Source organism: Syntrophomonas palmitatica JCM 14374, assembly GCF_001311885.1.
In the GTDB taxonomy this organism is placed as follows: domain Bacteria; phylum Bacillota; class Syntrophomonadia; order Syntrophomonadales; family Syntrophomonadaceae; genus Syntrophomonas_A; species Syntrophomonas_A palmitatica.
Genome location: NZ_BBCE01000011.1, coordinates 1 through 16,892 on the forward strand (window position 1 = coordinate 1; position 16,892 = coordinate 16,892).

17 protein-coding genes and 1 pseudogene are annotated in these 16,892 nt (G+C 43.2%); 2 read left to right on the plus strand and 16 right to left on the minus strand.

What is annotated here, in order from left to right:
- From JCM14374_RS07465 to JCM14374_RS07515, 11 genes are all read right to left on the minus strand, one after another.
- On the minus strand, positions 1-363 hold a 363-nt coding region (locus JCM14374_RS07465; RefSeq protein ID WP_157049022.1), incomplete at its 3' end, for a YheC/YheD family protein.
- Positions 299-934: a YheC/YheD family protein gene (locus JCM14374_RS07470; RefSeq protein WP_054695554.1), complete on the minus strand. Its 636-nt coding sequence runs from the start codon at positions 932-934 to the stop codon at positions 299-301. The genes JCM14374_RS07465 and JCM14374_RS07470, both read right to left, overlap by 65 nt.
- A gap of 2 nt (positions 935-936) precedes the next feature.
- Positions 937-1,134 carry a hypothetical protein gene (locus tag JCM14374_RS07475; protein ID WP_054695556.1) on the minus strand — a complete coding sequence of 66 codons (198 nt, stop codon included), beginning with the start codon at positions 1,132-1,134 and terminating at the stop codon, positions 937-939.
- 160 nt (positions 1,135-1,294) lie between these two features.
- Positions 1,295-2,362 carry a redox-regulated ATPase YchF gene (gene ychF / locus JCM14374_RS07480; protein ID WP_054695559.1) on the minus strand — a complete coding sequence of 356 codons (1,068 nt, stop codon included), beginning with the start codon at positions 2,360-2,362 and terminating at the stop codon, positions 1,295-1,297.
- Positions 2,363-2,500: 138 nt separating this feature from the next.
- Entirely contained in the window at positions 2,501-2,779 is a 279-nt protein-coding gene (locus tag JCM14374_RS07485) for a hypothetical protein (protein WP_054695562.1), read from the minus strand.
- Positions 2,740-3,342, minus strand: a complete 603-nt coding sequence (locus JCM14374_RS07490) for a PH domain-containing protein (protein ID WP_054695565.1) — start codon at positions 3,340-3,342, stop codon at positions 2,740-2,742. The genes JCM14374_RS07485 and JCM14374_RS07490 overlap by 40 nt, the downstream gene beginning before the upstream one ends.
- 21 nt (positions 3,343-3,363) lie before the next feature.
- Positions 3,364-4,215, minus strand: coding sequence for a 3-hydroxyacyl-CoA dehydrogenase family protein (locus tag JCM14374_RS07495; protein ID WP_054695568.1), 852 nt, complete (start codon positions 4,213-4,215; stop codon positions 3,364-3,366).
- Between the two features lie 20 nt (positions 4,216-4,235).
- A complete protein-coding gene (locus JCM14374_RS07500) occupies positions 4,236-5,870 on the minus strand; it encodes a sigma-54-dependent Fis family transcriptional regulator (RefSeq protein WP_054695571.1) in 1,635 nt (544 codons plus the stop codon).
- 54 nt (positions 5,871-5,924) lie between these two features.
- Positions 5,925-7,022 (minus strand): 6-phosphofructokinase, encoded by a 1,098-nt coding sequence (locus JCM14374_RS07505; RefSeq protein WP_172674185.1) that lies wholly within the window; start codon positions 7,020-7,022, stop codon positions 5,925-5,927.
- Between the two features lie 167 nt (positions 7,023-7,189).
- Positions 7,190-8,527: a YheC/YheD family endospore coat-associated protein gene (locus JCM14374_RS07510; protein ID WP_054695576.1), complete on the minus strand. Its 1,338-nt coding sequence runs from the start codon at positions 8,525-8,527 to the stop codon at positions 7,190-7,192.
- Between the two features lie 41 nt (positions 8,528-8,568).
- Positions 8,569-9,936 (minus strand): YheC/YheD family endospore coat-associated protein, encoded by a 1,368-nt coding sequence (locus JCM14374_RS07515; RefSeq protein WP_054695579.1) that lies wholly within the window; start codon positions 9,934-9,936, stop codon positions 8,569-8,571.
- A gap of 105 nt (positions 9,937-10,041) precedes the next feature.
- Between JCM14374_RS07515 and JCM14374_RS15955 the strand changes: the two are divergent.
- Positions 10,042-10,485 (plus strand): annotated as a pseudogene (locus JCM14374_RS15955) (2-thiouracil desulfurase family protein); the annotation flags it as partial.
- Entirely contained in the window at positions 10,462-11,472 is a 1,011-nt protein-coding gene (locus JCM14374_RS07520) for a tRNA 4-thiouridine(8) synthase ThiI (protein ID WP_278279254.1), read from the plus strand. The pseudogene JCM14374_RS15955 and the gene JCM14374_RS07520, both read left to right, overlap by 24 nt.
- A gap of 89 nt (positions 11,473-11,561) precedes the next feature.
- Here the strand turns inward: JCM14374_RS07520 and JCM14374_RS07525 are convergent, their stop codons facing one another.
- The 5 genes from JCM14374_RS07525 to JCM14374_RS07540 form a co-directional block, all read right to left on the minus strand.
- Positions 11,562-12,122 carry an SGNH/GDSL hydrolase family protein gene (locus JCM14374_RS07525; RefSeq protein WP_054695582.1) on the minus strand — a complete coding sequence of 187 codons (561 nt, stop codon included), beginning with the start codon at positions 12,120-12,122 and terminating at the stop codon, positions 11,562-11,564.
- Positions 12,123-12,179: 57 nt separating this feature from the next.
- Positions 12,180-13,079: an MBL fold metallo-hydrolase gene (locus JCM14374_RS07530; protein WP_054695585.1), complete on the minus strand. Its 900-nt coding sequence runs from the start codon at positions 13,077-13,079 to the stop codon at positions 12,180-12,182.
- 70 nt (positions 13,080-13,149) lie between these two features.
- Positions 13,150-15,294, minus strand: coding sequence for a UPF0182 family membrane protein (locus tag JCM14374_RS07535; protein ID WP_278279250.1), 2,145 nt, complete (start codon positions 15,292-15,294; stop codon positions 13,150-13,152).
- The gene (locus JCM14374_RS15245) at positions 15,230-15,904 is read right to left on the minus strand and encodes a UPF0182 family protein (RefSeq protein WP_278279251.1); all 675 of its coding nucleotides are present in this window, start codon (positions 15,902-15,904) and stop codon (positions 15,230-15,232) included. The genes JCM14374_RS07535 and JCM14374_RS15245 overlap by 65 nt, the downstream gene beginning before the upstream one ends.
- A gap of 13 nt (positions 15,905-15,917) precedes the next feature.
- Positions 15,918-16,754: an MTAP family purine nucleoside phosphorylase gene (locus JCM14374_RS07540; RefSeq protein ID WP_054695588.1), complete on the minus strand. Its 837-nt coding sequence runs from the start codon at positions 16,752-16,754 to the stop codon at positions 15,918-15,920.
- Between the last annotated feature and the right edge of the window lie 138 nt (positions 16,755-16,892).

Consider the following 16,892-nt stretch of genomic DNA (forward strand, 5'->3'; position numbering starts at 1 on the left):
GTTATTAATGCTCATATACAGAAAATAATCGGTTAGATATTGAAAATGTTGGCTGCGAATTTCATCTTCGTCAAAACTAGCGGGTTTGGAGTTAATCTCCAGTATTGCTATCTGTCCAGCTTTATTAACAGCAACATCCAAAGAAAGTATTCCAAGCTGCAAATTCAGCTCTTTCTCCAGGGTTTGAGCTGCATAAATTAATGTTGTTTTTAAATAGTTATCAAACATAGTAAACTCTTCTTTATTCCATCTAAATACCTTGTACATAGTGTCTTTATATGAGGCTGCCTGGCCTCCATTAGGTATATGAGTTACGAAATGGTTGCGAGCCGCTATTCTTATGCCGCTCCGGTGAAAACCCATTCACCCTGCCCATTTTTTGTACCTGGCAGCGGATATCAAAAACCCGATCATCATCCCTGGCCATATCTATACCCTCTTGAATCAGATAATGGCCCGGTCTGACTTTCAAAGCCATTAAATGCGGAAACAAAGCTTCAGATGATTTTACGTATCTCCAGGTCCGGTTTTTGCCTTCCGCACGTGCATAAAGGAATCCACTATGGCTTTTTACTACCTTAACTATACCTACGCCTTTACTGCCTGATCGTGGTTTCAAAAAAACTTCATCATACTTATTTATGAACTTACGCAGGCTTTCTTTAGTAAATAAAGCGCTTTCCGGCATGTTTATAGGATGATTTTCACTCTTACTTAGAGCTTGATATACTTCCCATTTATCCAGGTAGCGGGTGTTAAATAATTTAACTCTATTGTCATTGATAAACTGCTGCAATATATGCGATACCAATTGCTGTTTTTCTATTCCCCGGTACATTACCCGGTTGTAAACGATATCGGGGAAAGGATAAATGCTGCGAACCCAACTGCGCGTTCCCGTGGGCGTGAACCCTGTAATGCGCCGCTTTTTCAAATCTACATCTTCGGGATAAAAGAAAAATAGTAGAATTCCTTTAGCATGAGCATGGGATGTAAGTTCTCTGAATATCCGGCTTTTTTGCCGCTTGGTATACCGTGGTTGATATGTTTACCGGTGGTCATTATTCCCACCTGGGGAAAGGAAAGCTTTGGAGGTGAAGGCACTTCTTCAATAGCGGGATCATTATATGGCATTTGCAGACTCCTTTTGAACCTTATTTAATGCCATAATATGAGTAAATGTATTAGCACGTGTCAGTAAAAATAAAAAGCAACAGTGGGACGTTCTTTTCTCTTCCCGCATAGCAGAAACCAAAAAGAACGTCCCACTGCTTCGCCTGTAGCTGCTTACTAATTAAACATTGAATCTAAAGTGAACGATATCCCCGTCTTTTACTGTATATTCCTTACCTTCAAGTCTAAACAGGCCCTTTTCCTTAACTGCAGTCATAGAACCCAATTCTTTAAGATCCTTGTATTCAACCACTTCAGCTCTTATAAAACCTCTTTCTATGTCTGAATGTATCTTGCCAGCAGCCCGGCGGGCAATGGCGCCTTTCTCAACCGTCCAGGCTTTTACCTCATCTTCACCTACGGTAAAGAAGGAAATCAATCCTAAGCGTTCATACATGGACCGGCTGATTTTTATTATCCCTGCTTCGTCTATGTTCATATCCTCAAGGAACAGTTGTTTTTCTTCTTCATCTAATTCAGCAATCTCTCTTTCGATAGCCGCAGACATTTCAATCACCGGAAGATTGCGTTGTTTACAATATGATAAGACTTCATCTCTTTGCGGAAAATCGTGACTGTGCATGTGTTCCTCAGACATATTGAGGCACACCAAAACAGGCTTTATGGTTAGGAATTGATAACTGAGCAGCAGTTCTTTTTGTTTATCATTCAGCTCAACACTGGATAAGGGTTTTTCATCTTCCAGGGCTGCCTGCAGTCTTTCCAGAACCTCCAATTCTTCCTGCATCTGATTTTTCTTTTTATTTCCGTTAATCCTTTCAATTCTTCTTTCAATCAAATCCAAATCGGATAATAATAATTCATAGTTTATCGTTTCAATACTTTTAATAGGGTTGATACTGTCACCAAATATGGGCACGCTGGGATTATCAAATACCCTTATTACCATAAGCAAAGCATCAGCCCGGCGTACGTTATCCAGAAATACTGATGAACTGCGTTCAGCTCCGGGGGATAGGCCGGGAATGTCCACTACTTCCATCTGGGCATAAGTAGTCTTTTTAGGTTTATACATTTTAGATAGATAATCAATGCGTTCATCAGGAATGCGCGCCATGGCTGTATTAGCTTTGCCGCCTCCTGCATGAGCCTTTGAAGCGCCTTCTGTCAGCAACTCAAATATAGTGGTTTTACCCACCATAGGCATACCTATTATTCCCAGCTGCAAAATTATCCCATTCCTTTCTTTATAATTGACTATAGGCAAGATACGTTAGTTAACATAATCTTTATTATTGATAACCTTAATATCGTATTTCAAAAAACCACTGACTATCTGTGTAAATCTGTGGCTATTTCCTTATCTTCACTTCAAATGAATCTCAGATAAAGCCAGAATCATGAAAATTCCTGTTACCGCTATACCTATGACCAATAGTATATGTGCACCGGTAGCGCTGAATTGAAACAACCGTCCTGCGTTCCCCATATTAAAGAAAAATAGTGCCACAGCCAGAACCAGCAGCAAAACAGTAAAGGGCGGCGCGCCCGAACCAGGAAAAAATACGGCCAGATACAGGGCAAAGATAGTCAGGAAGGCCAGGTTCAGCCGGTAAATGATGCGGTAGAAATCATCTTCGTACATATTCTCCCCCTTAATTTCGGGTCCATTTTATCCATATTCAATAATTTAACCTCTTTGCCCGATTTATTTGATATCATATCAAGCATCTTCTGGTAGTCATCTTTCTTGGGGGTTAGTCCATAAAACCCTTTACTGCTCTTAACATAAATAAATCCCTGCCAGGGATTCGCAGCGTACATTCTAATTGAACCAACGCCTTTGGCCATATAAAGTCCTACCATATAACCCGGCCAACTGGCTCCGAAAATGGAATATAGATTGCTCTGACCCTGAACATCAATTAGCTCTTCTATATCGTTCCAAGGAATATTTATTTTTCTAATTCCCCAATTTATATGCAGCCCGTCATCATCGATGCGGTATCCCATGTTTAGGGAGCTTAAAAAGATATAACCGAAAATTAACAGGAACAGATAGGCGGGGATTAAGAGCATAAGTTTTAGAGTGTGAAACTGAGCGTCTTGCAGTGAGAAATTGATTCCCCAGAAGCTAAATCCAAAGATCAGCGCCCCCCCAATTAAAGCAGTAAGGATTCCGCGTGTTTTTTCTAATTTAAATTCCATTCTTATACTCCCCCCAAATTATTAATAATTATATTCATAGAAACCGCGCCCGCTCTTTTTGCCAAAATACCCGGCACGAATCATGGTGGTAAACAGCGGGTGGGGACGATACTTAGAATCTCTGAATTCGCTGCAGAACACATCTATAATGGAATATAGGGTATCCAATCCGAAAAAATCTGCTATTTCCAGAGGTCCATATTTCATGCCGGCTCCCAATTTCATTGCCATATCAATATCATCGCGGCCGGCCATTCCATCACCCAGGACATGGATAGCTTCATTTATATAACACATTAAAATGCGGTTTACTATAAAACCCGGGCTTTCTCTTTTTACTACCACGCTTTGTTTGCTCATGCGATCGGCAAATTCGCTGGCTAATTCGAGAGTATTATCCGAAGTGTCCATACCTTTAACCAGTTCTACCAGTCGAGTTGACGGAACGGGATAAAAGAAATGCATGCCGATAACCTTGTCACGCCGATGGGTAGCGGCGGCTATTTCACTTATTGACAATGATGAAGTGTTGGTAGCCAGGATGGTATGTGACGGACATATACTGTCTAATTCGGCAAATATTTGCCTCTTAACCGCCATGTTTTCTACCACCGCTTCCAGAACTAAATCTACCTCTCTTACTTCGGCCAGATCTGTAGTTCCATGAATACGCCCCAGAATGCGATTCTTTTCATCTTGTTCTATGACCCCGTTTTGAACAGATTTTTCAAGACTTGCATCTATGGAGTCCAGGCCATCTTTAACCAGGCTCATCTGCAGGTCGCGCAGTATAACCAGGTATCCTGCCTGAGCTGCTTCCTGGGCAATCCCTGCACCCATAATCCCTGCTCCCAGAACTGCAATCTTCTCCACAATCAATCCCCTTCCCGGACTCAATTAATCTGGTGCTTGCTAAGTTTTTTGTATAATAGTGAACGGTGTATTTTAAGCAGACGAGCAGCCTCGTTACGGTTGCCATTTGAGCGTTCCAATGCCTCTATTATGGCGCTTTTTTCGGCCATAGAGACCATTTCCGCCAAACTGACATTCTCAAAACCACTATGGGTGCTTTCCATGATATTATCCCGAACTGATATACTATTGTACAATGACAAGTGTTCCGCCTTAATAATACCCATATCCTCTCCCAGGAAGTTGATAGCTCGTTCTAATATGTTTTCCAGTTCCCGCACGTTCCCGGGAAAATTGTAATTTATCAGTAATCGCCTGGCTTCATCGCTGATACCCCCTACCCTGATACCCAATCTGGACGATATTTTTTCAATAAGGTAATCAGTCATATAGGCTATATCTTCTTTGCGTTCTCTCAGCGGCGGCGTGTTTATGGTCACTACATTCAAACGGTAGTAAAGGTCCTCTCTGAATTTACCCCTTTTGACCAGTTCCATCAAGTCCTGGTTGGTCGCGGCGATAACCCTTACATCAACTTTGATGGTTTTGGTTCCGCCCAGCCGTTCGAATTCAAACTCTTGCAATACTCTGAGCAGTTTAGCCTGAACATTCATGTGCAGGTCGCCTACTTCATCGAGAAATATGGAGCCGCCGTCAGCAAGTTCAAATTTTCCTGGTTTTCCGGCTTTATCAGCTCCTGTAAAAGCCCCTTCGCAATAACCAAAAAGTTCGGATTCTATTAGGGATTCGGGAATAGCAGCGCAGTTTACTTTAATCAAAGGTTCCTTACAGCGGGGACTGGCATTATGAATAGCATGGGCCAGCAATTCCTTTCCGGTGCCGCTTTCGCCTTGAATCAGAACCGTGGAGGAGGTTTTGGCCGCCCGAGAAGCGGTATTTCTCAGCTGTTTCATCTGAGGCGACATGCCGATAATCTCGTTAAAGGTGTATTTACTGTCGCGGATAGTCTCTAATTCAGTGCGGTAGTATTCAATTCTCTTTTGAGCTATACCAAGCTGACGCGAAACTTCCTGAGCGCGGCGCGCGTCTGATAAAAGTTCACGCCCCAGGTTCTCCATCAAGGGTACGGTTTCTATGACATGTTTGCCCAGGATGATTTCAATTTCATCACCTAATATTTCATGTGCTGTTTTACTGACAGAAGAAATGTAACCCTTTTCGTCAATACCAATCATTGCGTTGCCGCGGCTGTCGAAGTTATATACTCCGTACAGCTTGTAGCATTCCTTGGACAGGGCGTTCAATAAGTCGGTGGCCAGAACCAATCCGATTAAAACCCCCTCATCGTTAATAACCGGATAATGATGGTAACCGGTATCAACAAAAAGCTTTATAGCTTCGGAAAGATCACGGTCAGGTTCAATGGTTACGATATTAGTCTGCATTAATTCTCCTACCGGTGTACTAAACAGATGCTGTTTTAGCAGGGCTCTGATAAGATGGGGCCGGGTAAATAAACCCCGTAATATTCTATTATCATCCACCACTGGAGCTCCGTAGAGTCTATGCTTTTCAATAAGGTAACAAACCCGCTGCAGGCTGTCATTAATATTAAACGCGCACACATCCCGCCGCATAATTTCACTGACGATCATAAAAACCAACCTTCCCTACTTGACCCAAAATACCCATTAAAACTTTATTCTATTTTATCTGTCGCCAAAACTTACTCCCACAGACCTGGCTACTCTAATCATGGAACCATTAGGGTCTACTTTGCGCAGGTCTTTTATGGCCTCCACAATAGGTACGTTTATTATTTCGTTGCCGCGCAGGCTTACCATAGTGCCATATTTTCCTGCCATGAGAGCATCCACTGCCGCTACTCCATAGCGAGTAGCCAGTATCCGGTCATAAGGAATTGGTGAACCGCCTCGCTGCAGATGTCCCAGCACCGTTACCCTAATCTCAATTTGACTTAACCGGCCGCCGATCTCTTCGGCTACTTTTTGTCCTATACCTCCCAAACGAATTGGGTCATGACTGGTAGGCACCAGGTTTTGTACCACCATTTCACCATTTTCAGGCGCTGCCCCTTCAGCAACTACTATAATACTGAACTTTTTACCCTGGCGGTATCTTTGGGTAATCTTTGCCACCACCGCATCAATGTTATAGGGTATTTCTGGTATTAATATGACATCGGCGCTCCCTGATAAACCGGCATGTAAAGCTATCCAACCGGCATAACGTCCCATTACTTCGAGGATCATAACCCGGTGATGGGACTCGGCTGTGGTGTGAAGTTTGTCCAGGGCATCGGAAGCGGTATCTACAGCGGTATTAAAACCAAAAGTAACATCTGTAGCCGCCAGATCATTATCTATTGTTTTAGGCACTCCTACGACTTTTACCCCTTTTTGTGCAAACTGATTGGCAATGTGCAGACTGCCGTCACCGCCTATTACGATTAATCCATCCAAACCAAGATTCCTCATATTATTCATGGCGCGTTCTGATTGATCGCTGGACTGGGGCTGTCCGGCTATATCGGTATAATAGTTGAACGGGTTGTCGCGGTTGGTTGTACCCAATATAGTGCCGCCGATGTGACTTATACCGGAAACCCGCCGCAGGTCAAGCTGTATATAGTTGTCTTCCACCAGGCCTTTGAAGCCATCAAGAAATCCAATTACCTCCAGTCCGTAATTTAAAATAGCCGATTTTGTTACTGCTCTGATTACCGAGTTAAGACCGGGACAATCACCGCCTCCGGTTATCAGTCCAATTTGATTTATTTCCTTCATCTATCTTACCTCCGTGATCATTTAATCAGCCATTTATAATATTATTTACATACCAGCGCGAAATAACAAGGTGGGATTCCCCACCTTGCAATACATATATTTATTTTCGGCATATGCTTCCGTATTCCTGCAAACTTGTAATGTATGGCTTACTATCTGCGGCTGTTTCAAAACCCCGCCAGGAAGACGCCATATTCGAGAGGACGTTTAAAGGTATTACGCATAACCCCGCGTGAAAACTCCGTTTCGGTTGTTTTGCGCGGTTTGGAGTTTACTTCAATTAAATAGGGGTTTCCGTTTTTATCGATGCCAATATCCAGTCCCAGTTCACCGAATATACTGCCGCTGGTTTTCTCCAGGGTCGTGGCTACCATGTGACATAGGTTCTTAATCAAGTGATTTTTTTCTTCAATAATATCTTTGCGTTGATACAAGTAGCGAAAAACCCTTTTGCTGGTTTCCGCCCTGCCGCCGCTATACAGATTTGAAATGCTGCTGCCTACAGGCGCTACCCGCACAAATTTCTTGCTGATTTGCCATTCACCTTTGCCGTCTTTTTGATATATGATGCGCAGGTCAAAGGGAGACCCACGATAAGTAGCCAGATTAAGTCCCTGCTGTACAATATAGGGTTTGTCTGCTCTTTGTTTCCTGGTTTTCTTCATAAAGTCTGCCGCATTGTCTGCCTGGCTTCTAAAACGTTTCTTTAGATGCAGCACATAATGCACACTTTTGTTTTCACCCAGGCTGGCCTTATATATTCCTAAACCCAGACTGCCGTTGCTAGGTTTTATAAAAACGCTTTTGTACTTATGAAGCATGTCATCTAAATTATCCGTTGTCAGCTCTCTGGTTTCAGGCAAATAATCGTGCAAGCGAATATTACTGTTCAGCATCTGATGCACCTTCCACTTGTTCAAGAAGTAAGGATTGAAATATTTCAAATGCGGCAGGGCGCATAGTTTTTGTTTGGTGCTTTTTATCCGGTTTTTGGCCTCGCTGACTCTGGTGGATACCCGGTCATAGACTACATCAGGCAAAGGATAGACAGCAGATACCCATACTCCGCGGTCAGGACTGGTTTGTTTATATACATAGCCACGGGTGGTAAGGTTAGACCAGTTTATCCCGTCGGGTGTGAATATATACACCTGTCCGGGCATGGTTTTGCCGGTATTGCTGAGAAATATTATATCGGCCTGAACGCTTGTAGGATCGAATTCCTCCCGATTAGGAACAAAGGTAGACAAAATGCCTATGGTAGGTCCAAGATGGATGTGCTGGTGGTAGTGATCATAACGAATTTTTAATGTCTTGCCTTTTTTTATATACAGGGCTTCAGCCAGTTCAGGTGATACTATATATAAACTCTTCTCCATATCATGGATTAGCAGCTGAGTATTTACTATTACGCTGCCAACCCTCACGTGTATATATCTTTCGTATGGTAAACCTAGTTTTTGGGCCAGAGCACTGGATACCGATATCTTTCCGATAGTTTCCATTGAATAGCAACACCTCAGTTTAATTATTTATGACCGGATTATTATTGGCCGCTGTTGGAGAAACCTGCCAGGTAGCGGCTGTACAGCATTGGTTTATCAATAGATAACTGACGGGTTTCTTTGTCCCCAATCAGGCTGAATACATGCCGGGCCGGTCTGGGGTTGGCCTCAATAAACCAAGCCTTGCCGTACTTATCAACACCGATGTCTATTCCCATCTCACCGCAGCGTCCCAAAGCAGCCTCCAAAAGACGTGCCGCCATAAGAGAAACCTCACTGATATTGCGCTGTATGAGGGCGGCTTTTTCATAATCGTTGAAACAGACCGCCAACATTTCCAGAACCTCTCGCCCATATCCTCCCCCAGAAATGTTACTGGTAATGGATCCGGTTCTCCCAACCCGGCAGGCCATACCCGTGGTTCCCCATGCGCCGCTATGGTCTTTTTGCACCATAACCCTCACATCAATTATGTTGCCATCACTGCGAATCAAGTCTATTTGATTTTGTACTATATAGAGCCTATTACCCATCAATGGGCGTAAACTGGACTGGAGAGCGCCGATTGTTGACACCTGGTGTTTTACATGGTTATTTTTGTTGGACTGCAGGTATTCATACCCCGCTCCGTTGCCTTTTCGGCTTACTTTTATAATATTTTTACCTTGAGCCCCATTAACGGGTTTCAAGTATATCGCCCGGTATCTGGAGAGCATATTCTCTATCTGGCGAAAACTGTTGACCAGTCTGGTTTCAGGCAAATATTGTGAAAATTCAGCGTTACGTTCTAGTATTCTATGGGTTTGCCACTTCCCCCCCATTCCGGCATTTATAAATTGAACACCTTGAGATTCCAGCTTCTTTCGAACTGTTGTTCTGACAGGTGAATGAAACTGCCCGCGTACATATACTACATTTGGTATGGGAAAAATCCCTTTGATCCATCCATTCTTACTATGACTGAAGCCAGTAATATTTAGATTATGCCAGTTAATACCTGAAGGACTAAAAACGTAGGCTATTTCACCAAATTTACGTGCGCTGGCCAAAAGCTGGGCCATAAAACCGGTTTGATTCCCGAAAGGCCGCTCCGCATTTTTCCGGTGATCAACCATTATTCCAACTACCGGACCCAGACGAAGCCCTTCGCAATCATTTTGCATTCCATAATTCCTGCCGCTATGCAGAAATAACCTGGTAATAGCAGCAGGATTCATGGTTATGACAAATTGATTCCTGGCGTTATCTGATACCCGGGCTTTCATTTTACGGTGATGTTTTCCCACAAAAATTTTTATACTTTCCATCTTTTCTATATCCAGGATCTCAGCTAAATCATAGCTGAAGTAAACATAATCAGCATCGATATTAACATTGCTTCGTATATTCACCATGGGGAAATCATACATTGGCGGTTCTCCTGGCATAATAAATTTGTATGATATCATATGAAAACAGTTCATTCTTTGCTAATATAAATACGAATTATGGGCTTTAAACAGAGAGGTATAGCCATGCTTCTTGTCAGCGCGTGTCTGTGCGGAATAAACTGTAAATATAATGGCGGCAACAACCGCCATCCCTTGTTTGTGGAATTAATGCAAAAAGGCGAATTGCTGCTGATATGTCCTGAACAGCTTGGCGGGCTGCCCATCCCCAGAAGCCCAAGTGAAATATGCAAAGGCACGGGTGAGGATGTTTTAAATGGCAATGCCAGGGTAATAAATAAAGAAGGACAGGATGTTAGCCAGGAATTTATCCATGGAGCCGAGTTAAGTCTGGAGATAGCTTTAAGAGAAGGCTTAAAAGCTGCCGTTTTGCGCGACCGCAGTCCTTCATGCGGCTGTGGTCTGGTATATGACGGCACATTCAGCTCTACCCTGCGTGAAGGTGATGGGGTAACTGCAGCCTTACTAAAAAAACATGGCATAGACGTGATCAGTGACGAGGAATTTCTGAAGCAGTTGAAAGAGAGGGATAAAAATGAAGGCGATAAGCTTTTTTCGGGAGGACTTGATTCACAGCTAGCGGTTTGTGTAATTAAGGAACAGAACATAGATGTGATAGCAATAAATTTTGTGACCCCTTTTTTTGGCGCCAGTGATCGGACTCGTAAGGCAGCCCAAGCCCTGGGGGTGGAATTCTATAACATAGATATTAGTGAGGAATATATTCCCGGGGTTTTAAAAAATCCCGTCTATGGTTATGGCAAGAATATGAATCCCTGCATTGACTGCCATGGTTTTATGTTGAAAAAGGCCGGAGATATGATGCCGACTTTCGGAGCCTCATTTCTTATTACCGGCGAGGTCCTAGGACAAAGACCAATGAGTCAGAACAAATCTTCCATGAATGCCGTGGAGAAAATTTCGGGCTACCGGGGGTACATAGTAAGACCTCTTTCAGGAAAATTGCTTCCTGCTACTGAACCTGAACTGCAAGGCTGGATCGACCGTGAGATGCTGCTTGATTTAAGCGGACGAGGACGAGGCCGACAGATGGAGCTGGCAGAACAATATGGGATAACAGACTATCCGTCACCTGCGGGAGGATGTTTGCTTACTGATGCCAATTACAGCGGGCGTCTCAGACAATATCTGCAGGTTTGCGGGAAACCAGGACGGCAGGAATTGGAAATACTCAAATATGGCAGGCATTTTTACCGTGATAATCTGCTGCTGGTAATAGGCAGAAACCATAGTGAAAACGAACGTATCCAAGAAAACACTCTGGATAGTGATACCTTATTAAAGGTTGCGGATCGTCCCGGTCCATTGGGATTAATTAGGCCTTTTGGAGCGATGAATACCAGCAATCTTGAATGGGCGGCCTCGTTAGTAGCGCGCTACAGTGATGCCAAAACCATGAATATAGCCCGGGTTAAAGTCTTTTCTCCTGTATGTGATGATGAACAGATATTAAATGTAGTACCGGCCAAGGATTGAAACGTGTCATGGTGCATTTTGACACATGACAAGACATCCGTTCCCTGTCATGCTCCTGCAAAGTGAAAAGTTTTGTCAGTCACAAGTGTCTATGTCTGAAAAATGCTTAGATCAATTTGCTTAAACATTTCCTGGTAGCCTTCGATATCAGGATGGCCCCCATCAGCCAGAAGCAGTTCTTTTTTTATATTTCCGTTGGCGTCGAAAAAGGCTGCCGCAAAATCAATTATCGGAATACCTTTTTCCGCTGCTAGTTCCCGCATCCAGGTACGAATTCTATGTACCATTTTTTCCCAGTATTCATTGTCTATTGCGGTTGGCAGTCCTAAAACCACTTTTATACCTGCATCCAGGGCTTTATTCACCATAATCCTAAGGTTATAGGTGATGCGGTCAAAAGACTCTCCGCATATAACATCATTGATTCCCCCCATTATAATTACATGAGTGGGATTATACTTTAACACTGCCCTGTCGAAGCGGTTCATCATATCCCATGTGGTATTGCCATTTATACCTTTGTTAATAATCTCGGCGTCTAATGCTTGACCAAGCATTTTAACCCATGATGCTTCTGGACCCCAGGGAAAACCATAAGTAATACTATCCCCCAGGCAAACGATCCTAAGTTTACTTTTACTATCGCTCATATTCACTGCTCCTAAAATTGGCGTTGATAAAAATCTGGCGTTTTCCACGTCCAATATTCATACACTGTAGTAAAGACCAGGTTCTGCTTCGTATACGCGTCCAACCTTCTGAAGTCTTTCCAGGTGTTTGATCAGCATCAGTTTTTCCCAGAATACCACAAAAGGCGTAGGATGCTGGATATATATGAGGTGGTGTTCAGCCATATCATGTATAGTAGCGGGTTTGTTTTTTAAAAATTCATAAATACGTTCATCGCGCCGGAAGATGCGATTTTTATACTCGGTAAGACGCGGCGCCGTGTCATTATATATTTTATTTACGTGACAAGATGTCAGACGAGGCGGATTAAGTTCAATAATCCTATCAATTGAATCTATCATTTGATCAGGATTAGCATAAATTTCTCCATACCATGGTCCAGCTTTGGTCAGGCACACGTCACCGGCAAACAGCAGTTCTTCTTCAGGAAAGAAAAAGACACAGTGCCCGGCGGAATGACCTGGAGTATGCATAACTAACGCTTTGGTGGAGCCGAAATCTATTATTTCTCCATCTTTTAATGTACCGTCTATATCACCGAGATGATCCATGCTTTCCGCGCTCAGTCCCAGCATATTTCCGGCTTGTACAAATTCATCACCGGGCATAATATCCATCCACATATCTATGGAATTGTAGTGAATAAAAGCCTCCGGACTTGCCAGGGCAGGGGCATCAAAGGGATGTATGTAAAACCTGGCATTGCAAAAAAGAGCATTTCCTCGGGTATGGTCATAATGATGGTGGGTATTTAGAACCATATCCACCTGTTCAGGATTGATTTCGGCCAAAGACCTGGGGTTTGCCCCCGTATCTATAATGGCTCGTATATCATCATTGATATAAATACAATTGCAGTAGGTAAAGCCTGTTTCGCTGATAACCATGCTGATTTTATCAGTAATTTTCCGCAGCATTAACCTCTCCCCCAAAAACAAAGCATATCTCTACATAGTCTTTATTTTTTCTCTCTAAAAACACAAGCCATTAACGAGCTTCTTCCAACCTCCTTATAACATCATCCAATTTTGAAATGTTCTCTCCATAGCCTGACCAGTCTCCTACTTTCAAACGCTGGTTAGCCTGATCATAATACTGCCGGGCCAGTTTTATGAGTTCATTTACGGTTTCTGTACCTGCTTCCACCCCTTCAGGAACATTTAAATTACCCTGTCCAGCAGTAATAGGAGAGCCTGATTGGAACAATCTTTGTAAGGCGCGGTCCAAGGTTGTTTCCATGACGATTTCATTACCGAACCCGGCAATAACCCGTTTTAGTTCCGGCAGTCTGCTGTTTTCAGCCTGCAGGTACAAAGGTTCAATATATAATATAGAATTATCCATAGGAATGACCAGCAGATTGCCGCGATATACCCTGGACCCGCGTTGATCCCAAAGACTTAGCTGTTGCGAGATTTCAGTGTTCTGATTAATGCGGGCTTCGACCTGTTCAGGCCCGTATATGGTTTCCTGCTTGGGGAAATCATATACCAGCAATTTACCATAGTTGTTTCCATCCATACGCGCGCACATCCAGGCAATCATGTTAGGCCGGTTTTTAGGTGTAAAGGGCAGCATTAATACGTATTCGGATTTATCCGAGCCAGGAAGACGCGTGACAATGTAATAGGGCTCAACTTCTTTCCTGTCCTTGCCCACAACCTCCACAGGCGTCAACCACGGGTCTTCTTTGTTATAGAATACATATGGATCTGTCATATGGTAGGTTTTATAAATATCGGTTTGAACCTTGTACATATCTTCAGGGTAGCGAATATGAGAGCGCAGCCCTTCAGGCATTCCGCTCAAGGGGTGGAAAAAGCCAGGGAATATTTTTTCGTAGCTTTTTATGATCGGATCACTGTTATCAGCTATATAGAAATTCATTTCGCCGGTATAAGCATCGCAGGTAATCTTCACAGCATTGCGCAGATAGTTGTTGCCATAGTCATCAAATGGCTGCGAGTAAGGATATTTATCGGTCACGGTATAGGCGTCCAGCATCCAGAACAGCCTGCCTTCCGGGCTGATTACGATATAAGGATCACCATCATAACTAAGATAGGGAGCAATTTTCTGCGCACGTTTCGTAATGTTTCTGAACATTAAAACCTGACTGCTGTTGTTTAAATCTGAGGAAAGCAACATCTTATAGTCTTTTAATGCCCAGGCTAACAACAAACGCCGCCCGAACGAATCGATTTTTATACCGTTTTTGCCTTTATAAAAGCTGTAAACATTCTTATCTCCCAGCGGATAATTAAATTCCTTTTGAGCGGTATTTACGAAAACATAAGAATTAGCAACCTCTCCAAAGTAAATTTCCGGACGGGTTACTTTCAGATCAGCGGAAAACCGCGGGGGTATGTCTTTTATATAGTATTGCGGAAACCCTTCTTCCGCGACTTCGGTTACCGGACTGGCTACAATGCCATAACCGTGGGTATACATCAATTTCTCATTTATCCAGGTTCGAGCTGTTGCAGGCAAACCATCCTGGTCTATCTCTCGAGCGGATAACATAACCTGACGATAACGTCCCTCAATGTTATAGCGGTCAATATCAACATCTTCAAATACATAGTACGGTCTTAATTCCTGCAGGTTTTTATAAGTAGTCCGGAGAGGTTCCCAATCCCATAAACGGATGTTTTGCACCGTGTCCTGGTTTCTGGCGCTGGTTATATCAAGCGAGTAATCGATATTAAAATGGCGCGTTTCAGCCTTATCGAGAGCATAAGCCTGGCGGGTAAACTTGATGGCATTTTCAATGTAAGGCTTTTCCTTATTGAATTCGTTAGGCTGCACAACCAGTTTTTGCAGTATAGCCGGGTAAAATCCGTTTAAAACCACTGCCAAAACCAGCCAGGCGCCCAGGCTGATCAAGATCCAACTCAAGCGTTTAATAAACAGATTAGCCAGAACAATCAAAGCTACCAGCAGTGACACTGCCATAAGAACCTTATAGGCAAGAAGACGGCCGTAAATATCTGAATAGGTTGCGCCATAGACTAGACCAGATGACGAAAACAGAATATCGTAAGCCGCCAGTTTATATCCCCAGGCTTTAAGCCCCAGTATGGCGGTTATCAGTAAAGCACATGACCCTTGGCGAAGGAGAACTGATTCCACTCCCCGAAAAAACCTCCAGTGAAGCATCAATAAGATATACTACCACCACTGCAACCGTTAATAAGAGTAATAAAGACATTAGAGTATCGTATATAAAATGGTAGAAAGATAAATTAAAGAAATAGAAGGATAGATTCTTGTTGAAAATGGGGTCGATGATTCCGGTGGTTACCCGATTGAAATACTGCTGAACTACAATCCATTTATCAGCTGCCGCAGAACTCAGAATTAAAGCGGCTAATAGACTAATTCCCAGGAAAACCAGGGTGGAGTTACGTCCCTGCATAAAGCTGCGCCAGGGTGTTCTTTCTTCTTCCAGGTATATTATTTCCCGGCCTTCTTCGGTTTCAGCCGGACGTTCGTCCTTTTGGGCGTGATGCCTGCGGGTCAAATTGAGGTTGATATAGAAGATTATAAAGGTAACTACAAATATCAGAAGGTATAATCCTACTTTATTAAATATGATGGTAGTGAATATCTGCCCGTAGTTTAAGGAATCAAACCATAACCATTCAGTATATAACCCTACCAAAACCGATAATATGCTTAATACAATTATAATTATTGCTATCCTGGCCAGGCCTCGATTACTCTTTTGTTCCTTCGCCATGCAGGCACCCCCACTATTCGTATACTTTCTTTAATAGTGTATCTTTACGCAGTTCCTGGCAAGTACAAATTCCCTCAGCTGGCAATATTCTCAGGCACTCCATAATTAAGCTGGCCATATTAAGCGCTTCATTATTAAATATATCAGTCAACTCTTCATGTTGCCAGGGACTTACTATGCCTTCGGCATAATTTACCACCATATATAGTCCAGCATAGCAAGCTCCAATTTCCCGAGCCAGATAAACCTCGGGACAAAGACTCTGCCCCACCAGATCTCCTCCGGCCATCTTGAACATATTTACTTCAGCTGGACTCTCAAAATGCCTGCCATCGGTATTAACATATATTCCCCGATCAAAGACCCGCTTATTCCAATATTTTTCCGCAGTATCCAGGATAATCTTTCTGATACGCGGGCACAGCGCTTCACGCATGATCATCAGGTAGCGTTCTCCCAAACCCACATCTTTGCGCATGGATACATCAATATAATCATGTGGTATAACTAAATCACGGGGTCTGAGCAAGTGGTTAATAGCTCCAACCCCGCCTTCGGCGATTATTTTTTTCACTCCTGCTGACTGCAATACCCAGAAAACCTGGCGGGAAGCATCGGCCCGGCTTACACCCCTGCGCCAGCCATGCATTCGACAGGTCAGGATTTTTCGCGGCTCTGCTTCTGTTTCTAAACTAAGCAATATAAATTCTGGGCTGTCGCCAAAAGGGGTTTGAAAGATCATTCCTGCCTTCTCGGTCTTAACCCAGTCCAAACCCAGGTCTTTTGTAATATCCAGACTTAAGGTGCTCGACCCGCCAATAAAAGCAAAGTCGCAACGTGGAATTTCCATAACCAGTCCCCCTGAAAGATAGTAGCCGCTGATAACATTGATAACACTGATTTACAAAGATTTCTTTTTAGGATTTCAACTTTCGCCGTTAATATATTTTGCGGCATAACCGAAAGGGTGATTACGAACGCAGCGAAG